General features: G+C 71.8%; 20 protein-coding genes. 8 read left to right on the forward strand and 12 right to left on the reverse strand.

Annotated elements, in window-relative coordinates; genetic code table 11:
* On the forward strand, nucleotides 1-453 hold a 453-nt coding region (locus BMY61_RS22490; RefSeq protein WP_143094473.1), incomplete at its 5' end, for an ABC transporter permease.
* A 12-nt stretch (nucleotides 454-465) separates the two neighbouring features.
* Nucleotides 466-1,221, forward strand: a complete 756-nt coding sequence (locus BMY61_RS22495; protein ID WP_042453309.1) for a sirohydrochlorin chelatase — start codon at nucleotides 466-468, stop codon at nucleotides 1,219-1,221.
* Between the two features lie 41 nt (nucleotides 1,222-1,262).
* On the opposite strand, the gene BMY61_RS22500 is transcribed toward BMY61_RS22495, so the two are convergent.
* The 4 genes from BMY61_RS22500 to BMY61_RS22515 all read right to left on the reverse strand — a co-directional run bounded on the left by BMY61_RS22500 (nucleotide 1,263) and on the right by BMY61_RS22515 (nucleotide 5,640).
* Nucleotides 1,263-1,883 carry a TOPRIM nucleotidyl transferase/hydrolase domain-containing protein gene (locus BMY61_RS22500; RefSeq protein WP_042453311.1) on the reverse strand — a complete coding sequence of 207 codons (621 nt, stop codon included), beginning with the start codon at nucleotides 1,881-1,883 and terminating at the stop codon, nucleotides 1,263-1,265.
* A 30-nt stretch (nucleotides 1,884-1,913) separates the two neighbouring features.
* On the reverse strand, nucleotides 1,914-2,447 hold the full coding sequence (locus BMY61_RS22505) for a GNAT family N-acetyltransferase (protein WP_042453313.1): 534 nt from the start codon (nucleotides 2,445-2,447) through the stop codon (nucleotides 1,914-1,916).
* Between the two features lie 91 nt (nucleotides 2,448-2,538).
* On the reverse strand, nucleotides 2,539-4,704 hold the full coding sequence (locus BMY61_RS22510; RefSeq protein WP_042453315.1) for an MMPL family transporter: 2,166 nt from the start codon (nucleotides 4,702-4,704) through the stop codon (nucleotides 2,539-2,541).
* Between the two features lie 339 nt (nucleotides 4,705-5,043).
* Nucleotides 5,044-5,640 (reverse strand): TetR/AcrR family transcriptional regulator, encoded by a 597-nt coding sequence (locus BMY61_RS22515; RefSeq protein ID WP_042453317.1) that lies wholly within the window; start codon nucleotides 5,638-5,640, stop codon nucleotides 5,044-5,046.
* Between the two features lie 122 nt (nucleotides 5,641-5,762).
* On the opposite strand from BMY61_RS22515, the gene BMY61_RS22520 reads away from it, so the two are divergent.
* Nucleotides 5,763-6,719 carry a beta-ketoacyl-ACP synthase III gene (locus BMY61_RS22520; protein ID WP_042453319.1) on the forward strand — a complete coding sequence of 319 codons (957 nt, stop codon included), beginning with the start codon at nucleotides 5,763-5,765 and terminating at the stop codon, nucleotides 6,717-6,719.
* A gap of 40 nt (nucleotides 6,720-6,759) precedes the next feature.
* Here BMY61_RS22520 and BMY61_RS22525 read toward each other — a convergent pair whose 3' ends face one another.
* Together BMY61_RS22525 and BMY61_RS22530 are read right to left on the reverse strand one after the other, a co-directional pair.
* Complete coding sequence (locus BMY61_RS22525; RefSeq protein WP_042453321.1) at nucleotides 6,760-7,464, reverse strand: exonuclease domain-containing protein; 705 nt, start codon at nucleotides 7,462-7,464, stop codon at nucleotides 6,760-6,762.
* 66 nt (nucleotides 7,465-7,530) lie between these two features.
* Nucleotides 7,531-8,787, reverse strand: a complete 1,257-nt coding sequence (locus BMY61_RS22530) for an SAV2148 family HEPN domain-containing protein (RefSeq protein ID WP_161791303.1) — start codon at nucleotides 8,785-8,787, stop codon at nucleotides 7,531-7,533.
* A 384-nt stretch (nucleotides 8,788-9,171) separates the two neighbouring features.
* Between BMY61_RS22530 and glgX the strand changes: the two genes are divergently transcribed.
* The 3 genes from glgX to treZ all read left to right on the forward strand — a co-directional run bounded on the left by glgX (nucleotide 9,172) and on the right by treZ (nucleotide 15,794).
* Entirely contained in the window at nucleotides 9,172-11,298 is a 2,127-nt protein-coding gene (glgX, locus tag BMY61_RS22535; protein WP_042453322.1) for a glycogen debranching protein GlgX, read from the forward strand.
* Nucleotides 11,299-11,495: 197 nt separating this feature from the next.
* On the forward strand, nucleotides 11,496-13,991 hold the full coding sequence (gene treY / locus BMY61_RS22540; RefSeq protein WP_075004024.1) for a malto-oligosyltrehalose synthase: 2,496 nt from the start codon (nucleotides 11,496-11,498) through the stop codon (nucleotides 13,989-13,991).
* Nucleotides 13,992-14,072: 81 nt separating this feature from the next.
* The gene (gene treZ, locus BMY61_RS22545; protein WP_042453324.1) at nucleotides 14,073-15,794 is read left to right on the forward strand and encodes a malto-oligosyltrehalose trehalohydrolase; all 1,722 of its coding nucleotides are present in this window, start codon (nucleotides 14,073-14,075) and stop codon (nucleotides 15,792-15,794) included.
* On the opposite strand, the gene coaE is transcribed toward treZ, so the two are convergent.
* The 3 genes from coaE to rpsA form a co-directional block, all read right to left on the reverse strand.
* Nucleotides 15,776-16,378, reverse strand: coding sequence for a dephospho-CoA kinase (gene coaE, locus BMY61_RS22550; protein ID WP_042453326.1), 603 nt, complete (start codon nucleotides 16,376-16,378; stop codon nucleotides 15,776-15,778). The genes treZ and coaE overlap by 19 nt on opposite strands.
* A 70-nt stretch (nucleotides 16,379-16,448) precedes the next feature.
* A complete protein-coding gene (locus BMY61_RS22555) occupies nucleotides 16,449-18,695 on the reverse strand; it encodes an MMPL family transporter (protein ID WP_052439054.1) in 2,247 nt (748 codons plus the stop codon).
* 194 nt (nucleotides 18,696-18,889) lie between these two features.
* Complete coding sequence (gene rpsA, locus BMY61_RS22560; protein WP_042453327.1) at nucleotides 18,890-20,386, reverse strand: 30S ribosomal protein S1; 1,497 nt, start codon at nucleotides 20,384-20,386, stop codon at nucleotides 18,890-18,892.
* Between the two features lie 337 nt (nucleotides 20,387-20,723).
* On the opposite strand from rpsA, the gene BMY61_RS22565 reads away from it, so the two are divergent.
* Nucleotides 20,724-21,575 carry a class I SAM-dependent methyltransferase gene (locus BMY61_RS22565; protein WP_042453329.1) on the forward strand — a complete coding sequence of 284 codons (852 nt, stop codon included), beginning with the start codon at nucleotides 20,724-20,726 and terminating at the stop codon, nucleotides 21,573-21,575.
* On the opposite strand, the gene pgfA is transcribed toward BMY61_RS22565, so the two are convergent.
* The 3 genes from pgfA to BMY61_RS45140 form a co-directional block, all read right to left on the reverse strand.
* Nucleotides 21,498-22,529, reverse strand: a complete 1,032-nt coding sequence (gene pgfA, locus BMY61_RS22570) for a cell envelope lipid trafficking protein PgfA (protein WP_042453331.1) — start codon at nucleotides 22,527-22,529, stop codon at nucleotides 21,498-21,500. The two genes, BMY61_RS22565 and pgfA, sit on opposite strands and share 78 nt — an antisense overlap.
* A 14-nt stretch (nucleotides 22,530-22,543) precedes the next feature.
* A complete protein-coding gene (locus tag BMY61_RS45135) occupies nucleotides 22,544-22,678 on the reverse strand; it encodes an SPW_0924 family protein (protein WP_143094474.1) in 135 nt (44 codons plus the stop codon).
* 86 nt (nucleotides 22,679-22,764) lie between these two features.
* Entirely contained in the window at nucleotides 22,765-23,874 is a 1,110-nt protein-coding gene (locus BMY61_RS45140) for a PucR family transcriptional regulator (RefSeq protein WP_075004025.1), read from the reverse strand.
* 103 nt (nucleotides 23,875-23,977) lie between these two features.
* On the opposite strand from BMY61_RS45140, the gene BMY61_RS22580 reads away from it, so the two are divergent.
* On the forward strand, nucleotides 23,978-25,006 hold the full coding sequence (locus tag BMY61_RS22580) for an ABC transporter ATP-binding protein (protein ID WP_052439064.1): 1,029 nt from the start codon (nucleotides 23,978-23,980) through the stop codon (nucleotides 25,004-25,006).
* The last annotated feature ends 9 nt before the right edge of the window (nucleotides 25,007-25,015 follow it).

Here is a 25,015-nt window from a genome sequence, read left to right on the forward strand (position 1 = left end):
GCCGTCATCTGGTTCGGCCTGTCCAACGCCACCATCTACGCCGTCGTGCTGCTCGGCGCCGTGCCCTCCATCGCCAACGGCCTCGTCGCCGGCGTCGACCAGGTCCAGCCCCTCTACCTGCGCGCCGGCCGCACCCTCGGCGCCACCGGACTACGCGGCATCCGCCACGTCCTGCTCCCCGCCGCCCTGCCCGGCTACGTCGCCGGCCTCAAACAGGGCTGGGCCTTCTCCTGGCGCTCACTGATGGCCGCCGAACTCATCGCCAGCTCCCCCGCCCTCGGCCTCGGCCTCGGCGCCCAACTCGAGTACTCCCGGCAGAACCTCGACATGCCCGGCGTCCTAGCCACCATCATCCTCATCCTCCTCGTCGGCATCGGCATCGAACTGCTCATCTTCAACCCGATCGAGCGACGCGTCCTGCGCTCCCGCGGCCTCCTCGCCGCCAAGCGATAGGCCCACACTCCGATGACGACGCCCCGCCTGCTCCTCCTCGGCCACGGCAGCCGCGACCCGCGGCACGCCGCGACGATGGACGCGCTCGTCGCCCGGCTCCGCGCTCAGCACCCCGGGCTGGACGCTCGTGTCGGCTACCTCGACCACTGCGCCCCGCGCATCCCGCGTGCGCTGGAGCAGCTGGCCGAGGAGGAGGACGGGCCCGTCGTCGCCGTGCCGATGCTGCTGGCGCGCGCCTACCACGCCAAGACCGACATCCCCGGTGTGCTGCGGGAGGCCGCCGCGCGGCTGCCCCGCCTGACCGTCCATCAGGCGGACGTGCTCGGACCCTCCCCGCTGCTGTGGCGCGCGCTGGAGCGGCGGCTGGCCGAGGTGGGCGTGCAGCCCTCCGCGGACACCGGCATCATCCTTGCCTCCGCGGGCTCCTCCGACCCGGCCGCCAACGCGGCGACGCGGGCGACCGCCGCCGCGTGGCAGCGGGCCGCCGGCTGGGGAGGCGTGGCCGTGGCCCACGCCTCCGCCGCGCCCCCCTCGGTGGCCGACGCCGCAGCCGCGCTGCGCGCGCGGGGCCTGCGCCGACTCGCCGTCGCCCCGTATCTGCTGGCCCCGGGCCTGCTCCCGGACCGCATCGCGGACCAGGCCGCGACGGCGGGGATCCCCGCCGTCGCGGCGCCCATCGGCGCGTCCCCCGACCTCGCCGAGTTGCTGATGCAACGCTACGCGGAGGCACTGACAATCCGGCCCGAGCAGCTCGCCGTTGGCGCCTGAGCCGGGTCCGAGCTCAGCGAACGGCAGCTGGGAGCACCAGCTCAGAGAACGGCGAACAGCCCGGCCAGCGGCGTCGGTACCCGGTCGGCCGTCAGGGCCTCGACGAGGACCCGACCGTAGTGGATCTTCCGCCCCTTCTTGGTGCCGAAGAAGCGCCGCAACTGCTGCTGCGCCGTACGGCCCCGCTGCGCGGGCTGCCGCAGGAAGGTCTCCAGCGCCCGCAGGTCGCCCTGGGCCGCGACGAGTTCCCGCACGCGCTCCACACCCAGCGCGCGGATCAACTCGTCCTCGAGGTCCGCGTCGCAGACGAAGAAGTCCCGCGGGTCGGCGCCGGCCCGCTGCCAGCCGCGTGCGTAGTAGCCGCGTTCCTGCGCGTCGCACAGTCCCGTCAGGCGCAGGCCGAGCCCCGCCGGTCCGAGCATCCCCGCATAGCGGCCGACGCTCATCGCGCCACCGATCGGCACGACGCAGACGCCCTCGGCCGGCAGGTCCCGGCCACGACTCGCGGCGAGCGCGTCGACCGCGGCGACATCGCTCGGCCCTTCGACCAGTACGGTCGTCCGCACGGCCGACTGCAGCGCCAGCTCGCGCGCCGCCTCCTGCCCGGAGCCGTCCGCCGCCCACGCGGTGACCGCCTCACGGAACGACGTCATGTCAGCCATGGCACTCCCGGGGAACTCACGGACGCGCCCTCAGAGCGCGATCCAGTAACGCCGCTTCTTGCCGTGTGCGTAGGTCTTGCGGACGTCCTCCAGCACCCCGCCGTTGCGCTCGATCGTGCGCGCCGAGGGCTCGTTGCCGTCGTCGCAGGTCAGCAGCGCCCGCGACAGTCCGATCCGGCGGGCCTGCGGCAGCACCGCGCCCAGCGCCCAGGTGGCCACGCCGCGCCCGCGGGCGGAGGGGCGGACGCTGTAGCCGATGTGGCCGCCGATGTCGTAGAGGAACTGGTTGACGTAGTGCCGCAGGTCGATCGCGCCGAGGTACTCCTCGCCGTCGACGATCCACCAGTGGGTCGCGTGCACCGCGCCCTCCGGCAGCGGCCGGGTCCGGTCGGCCTGGAGGAGCAGTCGCTCGACCCACGCCGCGAACCCCGCCTCGGCGTCCAGATCCAGATCCGACGCGAGCCGCAGCGCGGTGCCGTCCTGGTGTGCGCCGACGGGCCACTCCTCGCGGGCGGCGAGCCAGGACGCGTGCAGACGGACGGTCGGCAAGATCAGTTCCGGCATGGTCCGAGGCTAACAGGCGTATGCGAAGGGCCGCAGCCGGAACGGCTGCGGCCCTTGCGGTGTCGACGGGATGACGCCGACTCAACGACTGCTAGTGACGGCTGGCGTCCAGCTCGTCGTCCTCGGAACGGGTGCCCGCCGAGGAGGCGACGATCCGGCTGCCCTCCGCCTTGCGGCGGTCGGCGTGACCCGGCCACCAGGCGGCGTGGCCGACCAGCGCCGTGAGCGCCGGGGTGAAGAACATCGCCATCACGAAGGCGGCGATCACGATGCCGATGCTGATGGAGAAGCCCATCTCCGCGAAGAGCGAGTTCCCGGCGAGCATCATCGAGGCGAAGGTGCCGGCGAGGATCGCACCGGCCGCCGCGACCGTCGGACCGGCGTGACGCAGGGCCTGCGCCGCCGCGTCGCGGGGCTCGCGGCCCTCACGGGCCTCCTCGCGCAGTCGGGAGATCATCAGGATGTTGTAGTCGGTCCCGATGGCGACGACGAAGAGGTAGATGAAGACCGGCAGCATGAACATCAGGCCGCCCTGGTGGGACAGGTGCTGGAAGACCAGGACCGTCGCGCCGAGCGTGGCGGCGAAGCCGAGACCGACCGAGGCCATGAGGTACCACGGTGCGACGACGCTGCGCAGCATCAGACCGAGGATCAGCATGATCAGGACCGCGGCGACCGGGAAGACCACGGAGTAGTCACGGTCGATCGCCTTCTGGATGTCCGCGTAGATCGCGCTCATCCCACCGACCAGCACCTTCGTCCCGTTGGGGGCGTTGGCGTGGGCGACGTCGCGCAGCTTGGCCACCGTGTCGAGGGCCTGACTGCTGGAGGGGTCGTTGCTGAACACGACGCTGATGTCGGCCGTGGTGCCCTCGGCGTTGTACTTCGCCGGGGCGACGCCGGCGACGCCGGCGATGTCGAGCTTCGAGCCCAGTGCGTCGACCGCGCTCTTGTCGAGCGGGCTGGAGCTGGTCACGAAGACGTCGGTCGGCGTGGCGGCACCGGCGCTGTAGGACTTGGTGATGGTGTCCTGGACGACCATCGACTCCACGGTCTTCGGCATCGAGCCGGAGGCGAAGTCGAAGCTGGCCTTGTAGGTGGTGGCGACCAGGGCGATCGCGACCATCAGCACACCGGAGACGACGGCGACCAGCGCCGGACGGCGCTTGACCGTGTTGCCCATGGCGGCGAAGCGCGAGCCCTGGGGCTCGATCTGCCACTTCTTCGACGGCCAGAACAGCACGCGCGGCGGGATCCAGGAGAAGACCGCGGGCACCAGGGTCAGACCGGCGAGCAGGGTGACGCCGACGGAGATCGCCAGCGAGGGACCCATCTGCTTGAGGAAGGAGATGGAGGAGAGGCAGAGCGCGAGGAAGGCGATGATGACGGTGCCGGCGGCGGAGGCGATGGCCTCGCCGACGCGGCCGACCGCGTTGATCATGGCTTCCTTGTGGTCCTCACCGGCGCGCAGGCGTTCGCGGTAGCGGAACATCAGGAAGAGGATGTAGTCCGTGCCGACGCCGAAGAGCACCACGATGAGGATGCCGGAGACCGAGGCGTTGTAGGACAGGTTGAGCGCCTTGGTGACGTCGGCGATCAACCCGTTGGCCGCCACGAGGACCACACCGATCAGCAGGATCGGCAGGACGGCCATCAGGGGCGCCCGGAAGATCAGCAGCATCGCCAGGATGATGATGACGAAGGTGCCCATGCCGATGATGGCCTGGCCGGTCTTGTTGGAGTCGGCCTGGTCCAGCACCTGGGCCGCGCTGCCGCCGACCTTGGCGGTCAGGTCGGTGCCCTTGGTCAGCTGGGCGACGTCCGCGCGGATCGCCTTGGCGGCGTCGGACATCTTCTGCTGGTCCGAGCTGTTGTTGCCGAGGTTCACCATCCCCAGGCCGTACAGGCCGTCCTTGGAGAACGGGGCGGGGTAGACGCCCTTGTTCAGCGGGATGTCCGTCCGGCTGGACAGCTCCTTGTTGATCGTCGCGACCTGCGCCTTGTCCGCCGCGGTCAGGGGCTGCCCGTCGGTGCGCTGGAACAGGATCTCCGCGCCCGGGGTGAACTTGGACGGGAACGCCGACTGCTGGAGCTCCATCGCCTGGATGGACTCGTAGCTCTTCGGCAGGAAGCTGCTCTCGTCACTGTTCGACGACAGCGTCGGCGCCGAGGCCGCAATGGCGACCGCAGCCACGATCCATGCGATCAGTGTCCAGAACGGGTGTCGGACGACGACCCGTCCGATCCGGTGAAACATGTCGATTGCCCCTCCACGGCATGGATCACCGCCACCCCGGGTGAGGTCGTGGGCAGGGCGATCTGGCCACCCGACAGGTCGGACGGCAGGAATGTACGTAGTGTGTGGGCATCCTAAGGAACTTACTTGCCGCCCGGCAAGTCGGTTTCGCGGCACTGTGCCCCGTCCCCGGCCCCCGTCGGCAATCCCAGGTCTGCCTCGATCATCCTGCCCCCTGCCAGGGCCCTGGGTCCTCGTCCCCCGGGTGGATCCGTCTCCTGCTCAGGGTGGAGATTCGGCCCCGCGTCCCCTCGGGGTCGACTGAGGGTCAGTCGGACGCCGTCCGCCGATCGGGTGCCGTCAGCCGATCAGGCGGCTCAGCGAGCGGCGGGCGCGCTCCGGCGCGGCCGGGTCGCACTGGAGCTGGAGGAAGTGGTTGAGCGCGAGCATCACGCCGACCAGGTCGTAGACCAGCTGGCCGACGTCGGTGTCGGCCGGGAGCTCGCCGTTGTGCACCGCCAGCCGTGCCTGGATCCGCAGATCCCGCTGCCACACCGCGCTCATCCCCGCGATCGCGTCGCGCACCGGACCGCCGCGGTCGTCGAACTCCGTCGCCGCGGCGGTGAAGAAACAGCCCCCCGGCAGCACGTGCCGCTCCAGGTAGGCCACCCACGCCTCGCACATCGCGCGCAGCCGCGCCAGCCCCGTCGGCCCCCCGGGCACCCGCTCCGGCACCTCACGGGTGAAGACCTGCGCGGCCTCGTCGACGACCGCGAGCTGCAAGGTCTCCTTGGTGCCGAAGTGACCCAGCACACCCGCCTTGCTCATGCCCAGGTCAGTGGCCAGCCGGCCGATCGTCAGCCCCTCGAGCCCCTCCATGGAGGCGATCGCCAAGCCGCGGTCGACGATGCGCCGCCGGGTCAGGCGGGTTTCGGCGACGGACTTCCGAGGGCTCATGGGACGCCATGATACCGATCCACCCTCGCCACACCCTCCCTATAGCTTCCGAACGATCGGTTGCTATATTCCCCGCAGTCGCAGTTCTCGCAAGCGATCCCCGATCTGTGGAGAGAAGCCCCGTGCCTGGTTCCCGCATCACCGCGCTCGGCCACTACCAGCCGTCCCGCGTGCTCACCAACGCCGACCTCGAAGAGCTCGTCGAGACGAACGACGCCTGGATCCTCCAGCGCACCGGGATCGCGACGCGCCGCATCGCCGCCGAGGACGAGACCGTCGCGGACCTGGCCACCCACGCCGCGGCCAAGGCACTCGCCGCGTCCGGTCTGGAACCCGCGGACATCGGCCTGGTCACCGTCGCCACCTGCAGCAACCGGGACCGCTGCCCCTCCACCGCCGCGCAGGTGGCCGCCCGCCTCGGCATCCCCGACGCGGTCTGCTACGACCTGAACAACGGCTGCGCCGGCTTCTGCACCGCGCTCGCCACCGCCGACCACACGCTGCGCGCCGGCGCGGCGCGGCACGCGCTGGTGATCGGCGCCGAGAAGATGTCCGACGTTCTGGACTGGACCGACCGCAGCACCTGCATCCTCCTCGGCGACGGCGCGGGCGCGGCGGTGCTGTCCCCTGCGGAGGCGGAGGGCGGGCAGGGCGGCATCGGCCCCGTCGTGTGGGGCTCCGACCCCTCCCGCGGCGACGCGGTCCGCCTGATGGGCGCGTGGCAGCCGCGCTTCGCCCAGGAGGGCCAGTCCGTCTTCCGCTGGGCCACCAGCGAGCTCCCCGCGATGGCCCGCGAGGCCTGCGCGCGGGCCGGCCTGACCCCGGCCGAGCTGGGCGGCATCGTGACGCACCAGGCGAACCTGCGCATCATCGAATCCCTGACCCGCCGCCTCGGCCTGCCGGAGGACATCGTCATCGCCACGGACGTGGTCGAGTCGGGGAACACCTCGGCGGCGTCCGTCCCCCTCGCCCTCTCCAAGCTCGTGGAATCGGGCAAGGCCCCCTCCGGCTCCCCCGTCCTCCTCTTCGCCTTCGGCGGCGGCCTCTCCTGGGCCGGCCAGGTCGTCACCTGCCCGTAGGGCAGGTGGGGGCGCGGGGAACTGGTCCGAAGCCCGCAGGTCAGCGCAGCGGCCAGGTGCCGTCCACGACTGCGGCCGGGTCCTTCTTCCGGCGGAGCCAGTCCTGCAGCCCCGCCGCCCACTCCGCGTGCCAGCCCACCTGCTGCTCGTGCAGCTCCTGCGGCGTCAGGTCACCGACCTGACGCCCGTAGCGCTCACCGAGGGCCAGGGCGACGCGGACCGCGGCGAGCGCGTCCGCGCCGGCCTCGTGGGCGTCGTCGAGGCGGACGCCGTACAGCGCGGAGGCGTTCTCCAGCGAGCGGGAGCCCTTGCGGTACTTGTCCACCGCGCGGTCCACCACCAGCGGGTCCACCACCGGGCCCACCGCGACCCCGCCCAACTGCCGCTCCAGGGAGGGCAGGTCGTGCCGCCGCAGCTCCGCCGCGAGCAGGCTGAGGTCGAAGGGGGCGTTGTAGACCACCACGGGTATGTCCGCCCGCCAGTAGGCGACCAGCGCCGCCGCGACCTCGGCCACCACGTCGGCCGCAGGGCGGCCCTCGGTGACGGCCCGCTGGGTGGTGATGCCGTGGATGGCCGTCGCCTCCGCGGGGATGGCGACGCCCGGATCGGCCAGCCACTCGCGGCGGCGGACCGGCTCGCCCTCCTTGACCTCCAGCAGGGCCGCCGTGACGAGGCGTGACTCGGCGGGCTCCGTACCGGTGGTCTCCAGGTCGAAACCGACCAGCATGTCGTGCAACCAGCTCATCAAGCGCGTCCTCTCGTCCCGTCGGCCACCATCATCCCGTGGCGCACTGACAGGACGACGCCCGGGTCAGGAGACCGGACGCGAATCCCCCCACGCGCCCTCGAACTCCTCCTGGTACACCTGGAACAGTCCCGGCTCCGGCGGGCGGCCGGGGGAGAGCGGGGCGGCCGAGCCGCCGCGCAGGACCAGTACCGGGGACTCCATGCCGCGCGAGCGGCGCAGATAGGGCTGGACGACGCCGAGACCGTCGGGGCCGTCGCCGTCGACCAGGTAGGCCGAGGCGCGCGGAAGCTCGTCGTAGACGCGGATCTCGAAGGCGCCCGCGTCGCGCAGCCGGGAGCGGACCCGGCGCACGTGCATGATGTTCGTCTCCACCTGCTTGCCCAGCTCGCCGCGGCCGAGGCCGAGTTCGCGCTCCCTGCGGCGCAGCGCGCTGCTCGCGGGGTTGAGGAAGAGCAGCCGCACCCGACAGCCGGTGTCGGCCAGCTGGACCAGGCGCCGACCGGTGAAGTTCTGGCAGAGCAGGTTGAGGCCGATCCCGACGGCGTCCACGCGCCGCGCTCCCGCCAGCAGGTCCTCGACGGGCAGGGTCCGCTGGAGCCGGACGCGGTCCTGGTGGACGCCGATGACGTCGGCGTAGCGGTCGCCGATCAGCTCCTCGACCGCGTCGACGGGGGCGCGCAGCACGTGCTGACCGGCGGCGACCGCGGCCTCACGACCCGCGCCGTCGAGCAGGAGCAGCAGCCGTGCGGACGCGCGTTCGGCCTGGGCGAGCACGTTCTCGGTCAGCGTGCGGTTGCGGGAGACGACGTGCCGGGCGACCTCCAGCTCGTCCAACGCCAACTCCATCTCGCGCCGGTCGCCGAGGAAGGGCTCGAAGCAGGGCCAGTGCTGCACCATCAGCTCGCGCAGCTGCGGCAGAGTGAGGAAGACCACGAGCGCGTCGTCGTCCGGGTCGAGCAGATAGCCCTTGCGGCGGCTGACCTCTCGGACGGCTCCGGCGCGCTGCACCCACTCCTCGCCGGCGGGGCCGGCGGCGGCGATGACCCAGTCGTCGCCGTGGGCGGGCTCGTAGACCGGTCGCAGCACCTCGGCCACCACGGAGCGCAGACGCTGCTCGACGAGGTTCAGCCAGACGTAGGCGCGGCCCGCACGGCCGACGCGCAGGCGGGCCTCCTCCCAGGCCGCGGCAGGCCAGGCGAGCGACGGCTCCAGCGGGCCCGACTGCGTCGGAACGGTCCGGCCGGAGCCGGTGCGGACCACCACGGTCGGAGCGTCGCCCCGCGCCGCGCTCCCCGGGGAACCCCCGTCGGGGACCACCATTGTGGCGCTCACCGTCCCTAACCCTAATCCCGCGTCATCCCGCTTCCCCCTGGCGACCGTTGGAACGTACGCCGGAGCGCCGCGCCGATCGGCCGCGCCCACACGCTACCGCGCCGAGCGGCTCCGTGCGGGTCGTCCGGGTCGGCCCGGACGATCAAGACTACTGCCAACCCGGAGACCGGCGCAGCAGTTCGAGCGGCGCGGTGACACGCGTCGACCCCACAGTAAAGAGGACAGACACTCGTTCGGGCGAAGAACCGGCAAGTCTGTCAGGGGAACCGGTGTGCTAGGTCACGATGCAGACGGACATGACGAACCGTCGGACCGGGCATCAGGCTCTCAGGGCCGCCGAGCACGACCACCGAGCAGGATTGGTTGAGGACCATGCAAGTCTGGCCGGGTCAGCCTTACCCCCTGGGCGCCACCTACGACGGCGCCGGGACGAACTTCGCCGTCTTCTCCGAGGCGGCGGAGCGGATCGAGCTGTGCCTGCTCGCCGAGGACGGCTCGGAGACCTCGGTGGAGCTGCGTGAGACGGACGCCTTCGTCCGGCACGCCTACCTGCCCGGGGTCCAGCCGGGCCAGCGCTACGGCTTCCGCGTGCACGGGCCGTACGACCCGGCGCGCGGGCTGCGCTGCAACAGCGCCAAGCTGCTGCTGGACCCGTACGCCAAGGCCATGAGCGGCCGGGTCGACTGGGACGAGTCCGTCTACGGCTACCACTTCGGCGCGCCCGAACGCCGCAACGACCTCGACTCCGCCCCGCACACCATGGCCTCGGTCGTGGTGAACCCCTACTTCGACTGGGGCAACGACCGCCCGCCGCGCACCGACTACCACCGCACGGTCATCTACGAGGCCCAGGTGAAGGGCCTCACCAAGGTGCATCCGGGTATCCCGGAGGACATCCGCGGCACCTACGCCGGGATCGCGCACCCGGCCGTGATCGAGCACCTGGTCAAGCTCGGCGTCACCGCGCTGGAGCTGATGCCGGTGCACCAGTTCGTCGACGACCACCGGCTCACCGATCTGGGCCTGGCGAACTACTGGGGCTACAACACCATCGGCTTCTTCGCCCCGCACGGGGCGTACTCCTCCCTCGGGGACCGCGGCCAACAGGTCCAGGAGTTCAAGTCGATGGTCAAGGCGCTGCACGCGGCCGGCATCGAGGTGATCCTCGACGTCGTCTACAACCACACCGCCGAGGGCAACCACCTGGGCCCCACCCTGGCCTTCCGCGGCCTCGACAACCCCTCCTACTACCGCCTCGCCGACGACCGCCGGTACTACGAGGACACCACCGGCACCGGCAACAGCCTGCTGATGCGCAGCCCGCACGTGCTCCAGCTGATCATGGATTCGCTGCGCTACTGGGTCACCGAGATGCACGTCGACGGCTTCCGCTTCGACCTGGCGGCCACCCTGGCCCGCCAGTTCCACGAGGTCGACCGGCTCTCGTCCTTCTTCGACCTGGTCCAGCAGGATCCGGTGGTCTCCCAGGCCAAGCTGATCGCCGAGCCCTGGGATCTGGGCGAGGGCGGCTACCAGGTCGGCAACTTCCCCCCGCTGTGGACGGAGTGGAACGGCCGCTACCGCGACACCGTGCGGGACCTGTGGCGCGGCGAGAACGCCACCCTCGCCGAGTTCGGCTCCCGGCTCACGGGCTCCTCCGACCTCTACCAGGACGACGGCCGCCGCCCCATCGCCAGCATCAACTTCGTCACCTGCCACGACGGCTTCACCCTGCGGGACCTGGTCTCCTACGACCAGAAGCACAACTCCGCCAACGGCGAGGACAACCGGGACGGCGAGAGCTTCAACCGGTCGTGGAACTGCGGCGTCGAGGGCGAGACGGACGATCCCGCCGTCCTCGGCCTCCGCTCGCGCCAGCAGCGCAACTTCATCGCCACCCTGCTGCTCAGCCAGGGCGTGCCGATGCTGCTGCACGGCGACGAGTTCGGCCGCACCCAGGGCGGCAACAACAACGCCTACTGCCAGGACAACGAGATCTCCTGGGTGCGCTGGCCGCTACTGGACGAGGAGACCCCGGCCGGCCAACTGCTGGAGTTCACCCGCCACATGGTCTGGCTCCGCAGGGACCATCCGGTCTTCCGACGCCGCAGGTTCTTCCACGGCCGTCCCGTCTCCGGCACGCACGACGAGCTGACGGACATCGCCTGGTTCACCAACGAGGGCCAGGAGATGACGGCGCGAGACTGGCGCGCCTCGTTCGCGAAGTCGCTCACGGTGTTCCTGAACGGCAACGCGATCTCCGAGCCGGACCGGCGCGGCGGGCGGATCACGGACGACTCCTTCCTGCTGCTGTTCAACGCGGACGCCCAGCCACTGGAGTTCCTGGTGCCGGTCAACCACGGGCAGGAGTGGCAGGTGGTCGTGGACACCTCGCTGCCGTGGACGATCGCGCCGGGCACGGGCGCGAAGGTCCGCGCGGGCGAGACGCTCCGGCTGGTGGACCGCTCGATGATGGTGCTCCAGCGGCCGTCGGCCTGAGGCGCGCAGCGCCTTCAGGGGCGCGAGGAACTACGCGCCACGCCACTGATGAGCAGATGGTCCTCATCGCGCAGGGCCATCCGCACACCGTCGGTTTCTCGCGCCCACGTGGCGGTGCCGCACATCAGCGGAGCCCCGCGCCCCTAAAGGCCCCGCCCGAGTCGTGCCACCACCCCGGATGGGGTAGGCGTGGAGGTATGACGACCGCCGAGCGACGTCCACCGACGGCCAGCTACCGGCTGCAGTTGCAGCCGGGCTTCGGTTTCGCGGAGGCAGCAGACGCCGTCCCCTACCTCGCGGGGCTCGGCGTCTCCCACCTCCACCTGTCCCCCGTCCTGCAGGCCGTGCCCGGCTCCCGGCACGGCTACGACGTCGTGGACCACGGCCGGATCAGCGCGGACCACGGCGGGGAGAGCGGTCTGCGCGCCCTCGCGGACCGGGCGCGCACGCACGGCCTGGGACTGATCGCCGACATCGTGCCCAACCACATGGCCGCGCCCACCCCCCTGCACCTGAACCGCGCCCTGTGGCGGACCCTGCGCGAGGGTCCGGACTCGCCGTTCGCGGCCTGGTTCGACGTCGACTGGGACGCCCAGGCCGGGCGCGTACTGCTGCCCGTGCTCGGTGACCGGCTCGGCGCCGTCCTCGCCGACGGCGGGTTCAGCCTGGCCACCGGCGGCGGACCCGACGGGGACGAGCACGTGCTGCGCTGCGGTCCGCACGCCTTCCCGCTGCGCCCCGGCACGGAGCGGCTGCCGCTGCCCGAGCTGCTGCGCCGCCAGTGGTACCGGCCGGCCTGGTGGCGCCTGGCCCGGACCGAGCTGAACTACCGGCGCTTCTTCACGGTCAACGAGCTGATCGCGGTCCGGGTCGAGCTGCCTGAGGTCTTCGACGCCACGCACGCCCTGCTGCTGCGGCTGCACCGCGAAGGCGTGCTGGACGGCTTCCGCGTGGACCACCCCGACGGGCTGGCCGACCCGCGCGGGTACCTGCGGCGACTACGTGACGCCTCCGGCGGTGCCCACGTCGTCGTCGAGAAGATCCTCACCGGCGACGAGCGCCTCCCCGCCGACTGGCCCTGCGCCGGCACCACCGGCTACGACGCGCTGCGGCACATCGACGGCGTGCTGACGGACGGCGCGGGTGTCAGCCGCGCCCTGCGCCCCCCGGCCGGCGCGGCGGCCGGCGCGGCGCTGCGCGGCAAGGCCGAGCTGGTACGCCCGCAGGGAGAGCTGGACGCGGAAGTGGAGCGGCTGGTCCGCGAGGTCCTGGCGGCCTGCGCCGACGACCCCGACCGCAGCGACCATCCTGCCTGGGCCGTGCGCGAGGCGGTCGCCGGTCTGCTCGCCGCGTTCCCGCGCTACCGCCCCTACCCCGTCCCCGGCGAGCGGCTGCCGGCCTCCGACGCCGAGGCGCTGCGAGCCCGGCCGGACGAAGCGCTCGTGCCGGGCGTCTTCAGTGGGACGGCCGCGCTGGTCGAGAAACTCCTGCTGGACCCCGACTCCCCCGCGTCGCTGCGGGCCCGCTTCTCCCAGACCGCCGCCGCGGTTGCCGCCAAGGGCGTCGAGGACACCGCCTACTACCGGCACCACCCGCTGCTCTCCCTCAACGAGGTCGGCGGCGATCCGGCCCGCCCGGGGGTGAGCCCGGAGGACTTCCACGCCTTCTGCGCTCGTCTCGCCCGCGACTGGCCGGGCTCGATGACGGCGCTCTCCACGCACGACACCAAGCGCAGCGCCGATGCCCGCGCGCGGCTCGCGGTCCTGGCCGAGCTGCCGGAGGAATGGCTCGTCGAACGCGCCGCGTGGTCGGCGCTGGCACCGGGCGGCGGGCTGCCACAGGACCGCGCGGCCGAGGACCTGCTCTGGCAGACGGCCTTCGCCGCCTGGCCGATCGACGGCGAGCGACTGGCCGAGGTGGCCCTCAAGTCGGTCCGCGAGGCGAAGCTGCACACCACCTGGACCGACCCCGACCCCGGCTACGAACGCGCGGTCCACGCGCTGGCCCACTCCATACCCACGACCGACGCCCTCGCAGCCCGCATCGGCGCCTTCGCCGACCGACTCGCCCCTTACGCCCGCGCCAACACCCTCGCCGCCACCCTGCTGCACCTGACCATGCCGGGCGCTCCCGACCTCTACCAGGGCAGCGAGTTTCCGCTGTACACACTGGTCGACCCGGACAACCGGGCCGTGGTGTTCTTCCCGGCGGAGCCGGAGAATGTCGCGAGCCCGGCGGAGCCGGAGAATGTCGCGAGCCCGGCGGAGCCGGGGAACGCCACGAGCCCGGCGGAGCCGGGGAACGCCACGAGCCCGGCGGAGCCGGAGAACGCCACGAGCGCGTCCGCGACACCCGCCCCCGGCAGCCTGGCTGCCGAGAAGGCCGCGCTCACCCGGACGGCCCTGCGCCACCACGCCCGCCTCGGCCCGAAGGCCGACTACGCGCCGTGGCTGACGCCCTCCCCCCACGCGCTTGCCTTCCTGCGCGGCGACGAGGAGCTGCTGACGGTCGTCACCCGCCTGCCCTTCGGGCTGGAGCAGGCGGGCGGATGGCGCGACACGGTGCTCCCACTGCCGGAGGGCCGCTGGACCGAGACCCTCACCGGCCGCAGTGGTCTCACCGGACTCACCGGCTCGGTGCCGCTCGCCGCCCTGCTCGCGGACCTGCCCGTCGCGCTGCTCGTGCGGGAGTGACCCGCGCGGTACGCCGCCGCCCGGCGGAAGCGCGGCCCGGGCGCGCATGGCGTGGACGACGCTGCGGGTAGAAGACCCCGTATGCCGACTCCCGCCCCGCCCGCCCTCCGCACTCCGCACCGGTTCTCCGTCTGGGCGCCCGACGCCTCCGGCGTCGAGGTGGAGGTCGACGGGGCAGCTCTCCCGATGCGGCGGGACGCCGGGCGGCCCGGCTGGTGGGAGGCGGGCGTTCCGGCCGATCCGCACGGCAGCCGCTACGGCTTCCGCCTGGACGGCGGGCCGCCGCGTCCCGATCCGCGTTCCCCGCGCCAGCCGGACGGCCCCGACGGGCTGTCGCAGCTGGTCGACCACAGCGCGTTCCCGTGGCGGGCGACCGCCTGGCCGGGCCGCTCCCTCGACGGCGCCGTCCTGTACGAGCTGCACATCGGCACCTTCACCCCGGCGGGCACCTTCGACGGTGCCGTCGAACGCCTCCCCCATCTGGTCGAGTTGGGGATCACCCACATCGAGCTGATGCCGGTCTGCCCGTTCCCGGGACGGCACGGCTGGGGCTACGACGGCGTTGCCCCCTGGGCCGTCCACGAGCCCTACGGCGGCCCCGACGGCCTCAAGCGCCTGATCGACGCCGCCCACGCGCACGGTCTGGGCGTGGTCCTCGACGTGGTCCACAACCACCTGGGCCCGTCCGGCAACCACCTGCCCGCCTACGGTCCCTACTTCACCGACCGGCACCACACCCCGTGGGGCTCGGCGGTGAACCTCGACGCGCCCGGCTCGGACGAGGTCCGCGCCTACTTCATCGGCAGCGCGCTCGCCTGGCTGCGCGACTACCGGATCGACGGGCTCCGCCTCGACGCCGTCCACGCCCTGGTCGACACCCGCGCGCTGACCTTCCTTGAGGAGCTCGCCACCGCCGTCGACGAACTCGCGGAGCGCACCGGCCGTCCGCTCTTCCTGATCGGCGAGTCGGACCTGAACGACCCCCGACTCGTCACCGCCCGCGAAGCCGGCGGCATCGGGCTCGCCGCGCAGTGGAGCGACGACTTCCACCACGCGCTCCACGCCACGCTGACCGGCGAGGCCCAGGGCTACTACGCGGACTTCGCCGAGCGCCCGCTCCTGGCGGTGGCCAAGACGCTCTCCCACGGCTACTTCCACGACGGCACCTGGTCCAGCTTCCGAGGCCGCACCCACGGCCGCCGCATCGACGCGTCGCGCACCCCCGCCCACCGCCTGCTCGGCTACGCCCAGACCCACGACCAGATCGGCAACCGCGCCCGCGGTGACCGGCTCGCCGCGTCGCTCCCGCCCGGCCTGCTGGCCGCCGGGGCGGCGCTGGTGCTGCTCGCGCCGTTCACGCCGATGCTGTTCATGGGCGAGGAGTGGGGCGCGACGACACCGTGGATGTACTTCACCGACCACCAGGACCCGGCGCTGGCCCAGGCGGTTCGCGAGGGCCGCCGCCGGGAGTTCGCCGAACACGGCTGGAAGCCGGAGGAGATCCCCGACCCGCAGGCGGAGTCGACGTTCGCCGCCTCCCGGCTCGACTGGAGCCAGCCCGAGCAGCAGCCGCACACCGCGCTGCTGGACTGGTACCGGCGCCTGATCCGGCTGCGCCCGCTGGCCTCCGGCCCGGTGCGGGTGCGGTCCGACGAGTCGGGCCGCCGGCTGACGATGCACCGCGGCGAGCTCATGGTCGGCGTGAGCCTCGGCGACACCCCGGCGGAGCTGCCCTCCGGAACGGTCTTGGCGCAGTTCCCGCCGACGGTGACGGTACTCCGGGTTCAGGCCTCGGGCCGGTAGGCGGCCAGCTTCTCCCACACCTCGGCGACCTGGGGAGCGAGCCGCTCCAGCGGGCCGTCGTTGTCGATCACCAGATCCGCGACGGCGAGGCGTGCCTCACGGCTCGCCTGCGCGGCCATCCGCGCACGGGCGTCCTCTTCCTTCATGCCGCGCAGCTCGACAAGGCGGCTCACGCGCGTCTCGTCGGCGGCGTCCACGACGACGACGAGGTCGTAGAAGGGCGCCAGCCCGTTCTCGGCGAGCAGCGGGACGTCGTGGACGACGACCGCGTCGGGCCCGGCGGCGGCCTCCAGCTCGGCGGAGCGGCGGCCGACGAGCGGGTGCACGATCGCGTTCAGGGAGGCGAGCTTCTCGGGATCGGCGAAGACGATCGCGCCGAGCTTGGGCCGATCGAGCGAACCGTCGGCGGCGAGGACCTCCGGTCCGAACGCGGCGACCACGGCCGCGAGACCTTCCGTGCCGGGCGCGACGACCTCCCGTGCGATCAGATCCGCATCGACGATCACCGCGCCGTGCGCCGCGAGCAGCGCCGAGACGGCGCTCTTGCCTGCACCGATACCACCTGTGAGCCCGACTTTGACCATGGACAGGAACCTATCGCCTCCCTAGGGGCGCGGGGAACTGCGCGAGAAACCCGCCCGTGCGGAGGCCCTGTTACTGGGGGACCATCTGCTCGTCGGAGGGGGCACCTCCCGGCCGAAGGCTGGGGGACTGTCGCGCCCCCGCGGCGGAGCCGCATGTGTCAGAGCCCCGCGCCTCTGACGGTGCAACATCCGTGCGCTGAACAGGCAGCGACGCGACCGGCAGCGGCGGCAGCACCGCGTGCTCCTTGAAGCCGTAGCGGGCGTGGAGGCGGCGCAGGAAGGGCGGGGCCCACCAGTTGATGCGGCCGAACATCGACATCGTCGCCGGTACCAGCAGCATCCGGACCAGGGTCGCGTCCACGAAGACCGCCACCGCCAGGGCCAGGCCGATCTCCTTGATGTCCAGCATCTTCCCGGTCGAGAAGCCCAGGAAGACGATCGCCATCAGTGCCGCCGCCGAGGTGATGATCCGACCGCTGCGCTGCACGCCCAGCTCGACCGAGCGGGCGCAGGAGTAGCCCTCGTCGTGCAGTTCCTTGATCCGGGAGAGCAGGAAGACCTCGTAGTCCATCGACAGGCCGAAGGAGAAGACGAAGACCAGGACCGGGATCCACGCCTCCAACCCTCCCGTGGGCGTGAAGCCGAGCAGGCCGCTGAACCAGCCGCCCTGGAAGACCAGCGTCATCACGCCGAGCGACGCGCCGAGCGAGAGCAGGTTCATCACCAGGGCCTTGATCGGCACGACCACCGAGCCGGTCATCAGGAAGAGCAGCGCGAACGTCGCCGCCACGATCAGGCCCAGGGCCCAGGGCCCGCGGGAGGTGATCTCGTGGTGGAAGTCGACGACGCTCGCGGCGTCGCCGGTGACGTAGGTGGTGAGGCCGGCGCGGTCGGCCCGGAGCTCGCCGACGACGTGCTGGGCCGTGGCGCCCTGGGGGGAGCCGTCGACGTGGACGCCCACCGCGGACCAGGCGGAGGCGCCGCTGCCGCCGGACTCGGTGACCGCCGCGGACTTCACGTCCGGCAGCGTGGAGATCTTCTTGGCGTAGTCGGCGGCGGCCGTCGGGTCGGACTTGACCAGGACGGTGACGTCGGGGTTCTGCAGGGTCGGGTAGTCCGCGGCGATGGTGTCCGCGACGGCGCGGCTGCTGAAGCTGGTGGGCAGGGTCTGGGTGCTCAGGCTCTGCGCGTGGGCGCCGAAGAACGGCGCGGCGGCGGCGATGAGCAGGACGATGGCACCGAGCGCCACCAGCTTGGCGCGGCGGCGGACCTTGCGCACGACCCAGGCGAAGCGGCCCTTGTCGCTCACGCCCTGCTTCGGCGGCTTGATCCTCTTGCCGGCGAAGCCCAGCAGCGCGGGCACGAGCGTCAGACCGGACAGCACGGTGATCACCACGACGCTGACGCCGGCGGCCGCCACCGCGTGGAAGATCGGGCTGGTGAGCACGAACAGCCCGGACAGCGCGACGGCCACGGTCAGCGCGGAGAAGGCGATGGTGCGGCCCGCGGTGGCACTGGTGCGTTCCACGGCCTGCTCGATGGTGGCGCCCTTGCTGCGCTCCTCCCGGAAGCGGTTGACGACCAGCAGCGCGTAGTCGATGGACAGGCCCAGCCCGAGCACGGTGGTGATGGGCAGGACGCTGGTGTCCATCGGCATGATCTGGGTGAACCCGAGCAGGGCCAGCAGTGCGCCGGCGACGGAGCCGATCGCGCCGATCAGCGGGAGTCCGGCGGCGACGAAGCCGCCGAAGATCAGCACCATCACGACCAGGGTGATCGGCAGGGCGACGATCTCGCCGGTCTCGGTGTCGGACTTGGTCTGCTGCTGCACCTGCTGCGCGAGGACCTGGTCGCCGCCGAGCTTGACGGTGGCACCGCTCTGCGAGCCGATCCCGTCGAGGACCGCACTCGCCTTGTTCAGCGCCTTGGGGTCGGTCAGCTGCACGGAGACGATCTGGGAGGTGCCGTTCTGGGCCCGGGTGTCGCTGACGTCGGAGACGCCGGGCAGGGTGCGCAGGTCCTTCTCCGCTGAGGCGACCGCGGACTTCACGGCCGCGTCGTCGGGGGACTTGCCGCTGACGAGGGCCTGGAGGGAGTCCCCACCGCCGCCGTACTGGGACAGGAGCGCCGAGCCGGTGGCCGACTCGGAGCCGGCGGCCTTGGCGGAGGGGGCGGCCGCGTTGAAGACCTTGGTGCCGAAGACCAGACCGATCGCAATGAGCACGGCCCAGGCGAGCGCCACCCAGCGACGGTGGCGGAAGCTGAACCGGCCGAGCGCCGCGAAGGGACCGCGGAGCTGCGAGGGGGTCTGGTGCATGTGGACGGCCTGCTTCCGTTCAGGGCAACTCAGTCCACGGTGACCGACTTGTCCCTTGATCGGTAGAGGCTTCCGGTATGGGCTGCGCCATAGTCGTCAGCTGGAGTTAAACCTCCGGAAACGAACGAACCCCCGCCCGGTTCCCCGGGCGGGGGTTCGTCAGACGCAGTGCGTCAGCTCAGGAGAGCAGAGCCTCAGCTCTGGCCACCCGCGAGCTTCTCGCGGAGCGCGGCCAGGGCCTCGTCGGTCGCCAGGGCGCCCGAGGTCTCCTCGCTGGAGGAGGAGTACGAGCCACCGGACACGGCGCCGCCGGTCTCGACAGCGGCACCCTCACCAGCGGCAGCAGCCTCGGCGTCGGCCTCGCGGCTCTTGACGACCTGGGCCTGGTGCTGCTCGAAGCGGGACTGCGCCTCGGCGTACTGGCGCTCCCACTCCTCACGCTGCTTCTCGTAGCCGGGCAGCCAGTCGTTCGCCTCGGGGTCGAAGCCCTCCGGGTAGATGTAGTTGCCCTGGTCGTCGTAGGACGCAGCCATGCCGTAGAGGGTCGGGTCGAACTCGACCGCCATCGGGTCGGCACCGAAGGACTCGTTGGCCTGCTTCAGCGAGAGGCTGATGCGACGACGCTCGAGGTCGATGTCGATGACCTTGACGAAGATCTCGTCGCCGACCTGGACGACCTGCTCCGGGATCTCCACGTGGCGCTCGGCCAGCTCGGAGATGTGGACCAGACCCTCGATGCCCTCGTCCACGCGGACGAACGCACCGAACGGAACCAGCTTGGTGACCTTACCCGGGACGACCTGACCGATCTGGTGGGTCCGGGCGAACTGCTGCCACGGGTCCTCCTGGGTCGCCTTCAGCGACAGGGAGACGCGCTCGCGGTCCATGTCAACGTCGAGAACCTCGACGGTGACCTCCTGGCCGACCTCGACAACCTCGGACGGGTGGTCGATGTGCTTCCAGGACAGCTCGGAGACGTGCACCAGGCCGTCGACGCCACCCAGGTCCACGAAGGCACCGAAGTTGACGATCGAGGAGACGACGCCGGAGCGCACCTGGCCCTTCTGCAGGGTGGTGAGGAAGGTCTGGCGGACCTCGCTCTGGGTCTGCTCCAGCCAGGCACGGCGGGACAGGACCACGTTGTTGCGGTTCTTGTCCAGCTCGATGATCTTGGCCTCGAGCTCCTTGCCCACGTAGGGCTGGAGGTCGCGAACGCGGCGCATCTCGACCAGGGAGGCCGGGAGGAAGCCACGGAGGCCGATGTCGAGGATGAGACCACCCTTGACGACCTCGATGACGGTACCGGTGACGATGCCGTCCTCGTCCTTGATCTTCTCGATCGTGCCCCAGGCGCGCTCGTACTGCGCACGCTTCTTGGACAGGATCAGGCGACCCTCCTTGTCCTCCTTCTGGAGAACCAGGGCCTCGATGTTGTCGCCGACAGCGACAACCTCGTGCGGGTCGACATCGTGCTTGATCGAAAGCTCGCGGGACGGGATGACGCCCTCGGTCTTGTAACCGATGTCGAGGAGCACCTCGTCACGGTCGACCTTCACGATGGTGCCTTCGACGATGTCACCATCGTTGAAGTACTTGATGGTCTCGTCGATCGCGGCGAGGAATGCCTCGGCGTCGCCGATGTCGTTGACCGCAACCTGGGGAGTGGTGGGGGCCTCGGTGCTGCTCGTCATTAGGAAAGGGGCTCCGGTACGGACATGAAGTCGTAGGTAATACCACGCCGGGGACCCGTGATCGCTCTACCAAGGACGCCACTTGACGTGCACGCAGAAGAGCCTGAAAGCACAACCTGTGGAGTCTTCAACAGATACGAGCGCGACCTGCTCCGTCCGAGGCGCGCAGGCCCGCAGCGCAACTTGTAGCATACGGGGACAGCCATGCACGGTCAATGCGGAAGCCGCACTGTTGGAACAGCCCGGACGGATGGCGACAAGTCGCCCGAACGGGACATTCCGCTAGGCCACGCGCTGACCTCGTCTACTACGGCGCCAAGGCTACGCTATCCGGGACATGATCGATGACACGCCCCCCGACGACATCCCCTCCACTCCGGACGACGACGCCGAGGCGGTCCGCCGCGAGGCCGGCGAGGCCGAGAGCAGCCGGGCCAGCCGCAGCTGGTGGGACCGGAACGCCGACGAGTACCAGCTGGAGCACGGAGAGTTCCTGGGCGACGCCCGGTTCACCTGGTGCCCCGAGGGCCTGGACGAGGCCGACGCGCGGCTGCTCGGCGACCCGTCCGCCCTGCGTGGCGCCCGGGTCCTGGAGATCGGCGCCGGCGCGGCGCAGTGCTCGCGCTGGCTGGCCGACCAGGGCGCCCTCCCGGTGGCCCTGGACCTCTCCTACCGGATGCTGCAGCACGCCCGCCGGATCGACGAGCAGCTGGACCGCGTGACGCCGCCCCTGGTGCAGGCGGACGCCACCGTGCTGCCCTTCGCCGACGGCAGCTTCGACCTGGCCTGCTCCGCCTACGGCGCGGTGCCCTTCGCAGCGGACACCGCGCGGCTGATGCGGGAGGTGCACCGGGTGCTGAAGCCGGGCTCCCGGTGGGTCTTCTCGGTGACCCACCCGATCCGCTGGGCGTTCCCGGACGAGCCGGGCGTGGAGGGCCTGACCGCGACCGCCTCGTACTTCGACCGCACGCCCTACGTCGAGCAGGACGAGACCGGCCGGGCCGTCTACGTCGAGCACCACCGGACCCTGGGCGACCGGGTGCGGGAGCTGGCCGCGGCCGGCTTCCGACTGGTCGACCTGGTCGAGCCGGAGTGGCCCGAGGGGCTCGACTCAGAGTGGGGCGGCTGGAGCCCCCTGCGCGGCCGCCACATCCCCGGCACCGCGATCTTCGTCTGCGTCCGGGACTGACGCCGTCGCCCGGTTGCGCCGCGCCCGGCCCTCGACCACGAAGGCGAGGGCCAGCGCGGCGACCGCCGCCAGCTCCATCCCGACCGGCAGGTCGTCGTGGAGCAGCAGCAGGAGCGTGCGCTCCTTCTTGACCAGGGCGACGGTCGCGGCCTCATAGTCGGGGCGGATCCTCACGTCCCCCGAGAAGATCGTCACGGGGGCCAGCCCGGAGCTCGGCGGCATCCGCAGCTGCTCGTTGTGCAACTCCTCGCCGTTGACCGGGGCGCCGGTGACGGGGTCGACCCAGAACTTGCGCACGGTGGTGTACCAGCGCTGGTAGCCCAGCTTGTCGATCTGGGCCGGGGTGATCGCGACGCCCTCCGGCATGGCCTTGGGGAAGGGCACCCGGGTCCAGGGGATCGTCTGCTCGAAGTAGTAGACGGTCAGCCCGTCGAGCGTGGTGGTTCCTTTGTAGTGAATCGGCGCCGAGGCACGGGTCTGCGGGTCGAAGTACTGGTAGTCGTGGGGCTGGGTGTCGAAGGGGAACTTGTACTCGATGCCGACCCGACCGAGTGCCTGCCCGTCGACGTTCTCGCCGCAGCAGTGCACGGGCTCCTGGGTGCGGGCGTCGAAGGGGTAGATCTCGGGGATCGCGGAGAGCATCTTGCCGTCGTTGCCCAGCACGTAGGAGAGCGCGTCCCAGACGACCACGTCGCGGCCGGTGCGGCGCTTCTCGGCCTGCGCGGCCTGCGCGTCGCCCTTGAGCGTCTCGACGATGGTGACGTGCTGGTGCGGGACGCCGGCCATCCTGCTGTAGTCGATCAGGGTGGCGTCCTTCGCCTCCAGCACGACGGCCTGGTACTGGTTGTCCGGGACGGCCACGACGTGCGGGTAGACCCACACCCGCAGCATCACGCCGAGCACCGCCAGGAACGCGGCCAGGGCCACCAGGACCAGCGCGAGTCGCTGCCGCATGCCGCCGCCCCCGCTCACGGGTGCGCCGGGGCGCTGGTGAGCATGGGCTTGGCCGAGGTCGGCCCGTTCTGGTCGGCGAGCGGCACGGCGACCAGGCCCACCACCACCGCGACGGCGGCCCCTACGGCCGCGGCGATCAGCGCACGCACGTCCCCGCTCCCTCCGCTCGGCAGAAGTCGCACCGTAGCGCCGCGCGCCACAAATGAGAACAGGTTCTACTCCGCGACGATCGCGATCACCCGGCGACGGCGAGGGCCAACCAGAGCTCCGCGCGGTCCGCCGTGGCCGCGAGCGAACGGTTCGTCAGCTCCTCGATCCGGGCCAGCCGGTAGCGCACCGTGTTGCGGTGGACGAAGAGCCCCTCCGCCGTGGCCTGCACCGATCCGTCCGTCTCCAGGTATCGGCGCAGCGTGCCGACGAGATCCGCGCGGTGCTCGCTGTCGAAGCGGACCAGGGGTTCCAGCAGGCGTCGGCCGAACTGCCGGACGGACGGGTCGCCCTGGGTCGCCAACAGCTCTGCGAGCCGGGGAGCATCAGGGGCTTCACGCCTCCCGCGTTCCAGGGCCTCGCGGGCGGCGGCACAGCCGGCCCGCAGGCCTCGCACGCCCACACCCGACGGTCCGACGGCGACCTGCGCCTCCGCGCCGTGCAACGGATCCCGGGCCAGCACCTCACGCAGCTCCACCGCCGTCTCCTCCGCCGACGTCGCCGGTGCCACGACCAGCAGCGCGCCCTCGAACACGGCCCCGACCCGCCGACACGGGAGCGCCGCGAGCCGGGCCTCGGCCTGACGCCCGGCCGCGGCCCAGGTGCCCAGCACCACCCGGTGCGGTCGGCCGAGATCGACGTCGTGGCAGGCCAACACCCGCTCCGCGGTGGGCTCGTCGAAGCCGCCGGAGAGCACCTCGGCCAGGACCCGGCCCAGCAACTCGCGGCGGCCCGAGAGGTCCGTCGCCGTCGCCCGCTCCTGCGCCAACCGCTCGGCGCAGAACCGGACCAGCGCGACAAAGGGCGTTTCGTAGGGGACTTCGAGCACCGGAAGGGCCGACTGCCGGGCGCGGGCGAGCAGGGCACGCGGCACGCGGTCGTGTCCGAGTCCCGTGCCGAAGCCGACCCCGCCGGCGCGGGCCAGCACCAGCCGATCGACGAAAGCCTCCTGGGCGGCCCGGGAGCGCAGTCGCAGCCCGGTGGTCAGCACCAGTTCGCCACCGTCCAACCACGGTGTCGGATCAGCGAGTTCGGACGGCACGGCCCAACTGACCGAACGCCCCGTACCGGACACGTCCGTCAGTGCGCGCAGCCCCAGCCCTCGCTCCGCGAGCAGTTCCCCCAACCGCACCGGCATGCTCGCGACTGTACGGCTGCACAATCCGCGCCCGGAAGACCGTGCCGGAGTCCATGGCCCAATCGAGATCGAATTGCCTAGCTTCCTGGGCATGCATGACGTCATGACGAACACCGATGCGGCCGTCTCACTCAAGGGCGTCGGCAAGAGCTTCGGCGCGGTGCGCGCGGTGGACGGCGTCGACCTGGACATCCGGCCCGGCGAGTTCTTCTCCATGCTGGGCCCCTCCGGCTCCGGCAAGACCACCGTGCTGCGCCTGATCGCCGGCTTCGACGAGCCGAGCGAGGGACGGGTCCTGCTCTCGGGCCAGGACGTCACCCGGCTCGCACCCTTCGACCGCGACGTCAACACCGTGTTCCAGGACTACGCACTCTTCCCGCACCTGTCGGTGCGTCAGAATGTCGAGTACGGGCTGAGGGTGAAGCGGGTCCCCAAGGCCGAGCGCCGCGAGAGGGCCGAACGGGCCCTGGCCACGGTGCGCTTGGAGGGGCTGGCCGACCGCCGACCTGCGGCGCTCTCCGGCGGTCAGCGCCAGCGGGTCGCCCTGGCCCGGGCGCTGGTCAACCGGCCCTCGGTGCTGCTGCTCGACGAACCGCTCGGCGCACTCGACCTGAAGCTGCGGCTGGAGATGCAGCTGGAGCTCAAGCAGATCCAGCGCGAGGCGCGGATCACCTTCGTCTTCGTCACCCACGACCAGGACGAGGCGCTGACCATGAGCGACCGGATCGCGGTCTTCAACGCGGGCCGGATCGAGCAGGTCGGCACGCCCGCCGAGGTGTACGAGCGCCCCGCGACGCCCTTCGTCGCGGGATTCGTCGGCACCGCGAACCTGCTCGCGGGCGACGCGGCGGCCGCGGTCCTCGGCACCGCCGGCCGTCACGCGGTACGTCCGGAACGGATCCGGCTGCTGGCACCGGACGATCCGGTCGCCCCGGACGAGGTCGCCGCACCCGGCCGGATCGCCGACATCGTCTACGCGGGCGCCCAGACGCGCTTCCTGGTCGACCTGGAGGCGGGCGGGCGGTTCACCGCAGTGCGCCACAGCCGCGACGAGGAACGCGAGTTCGGCTCCGGCTCCGGGGTGGTCCTCGCCTGGCGCCGCACCCACACGATCGCCCTGAACGACGACTGACCGACGACT

Origin of the sequence: Streptacidiphilus jiangxiensis, assembly GCF_900109465.1 — a bacterium.
GTDB classification, from domain to species: Bacteria; Actinomycetota; Actinomycetes; order Streptomycetales; family Streptomycetaceae; genus Streptacidiphilus; species Streptacidiphilus jiangxiensis.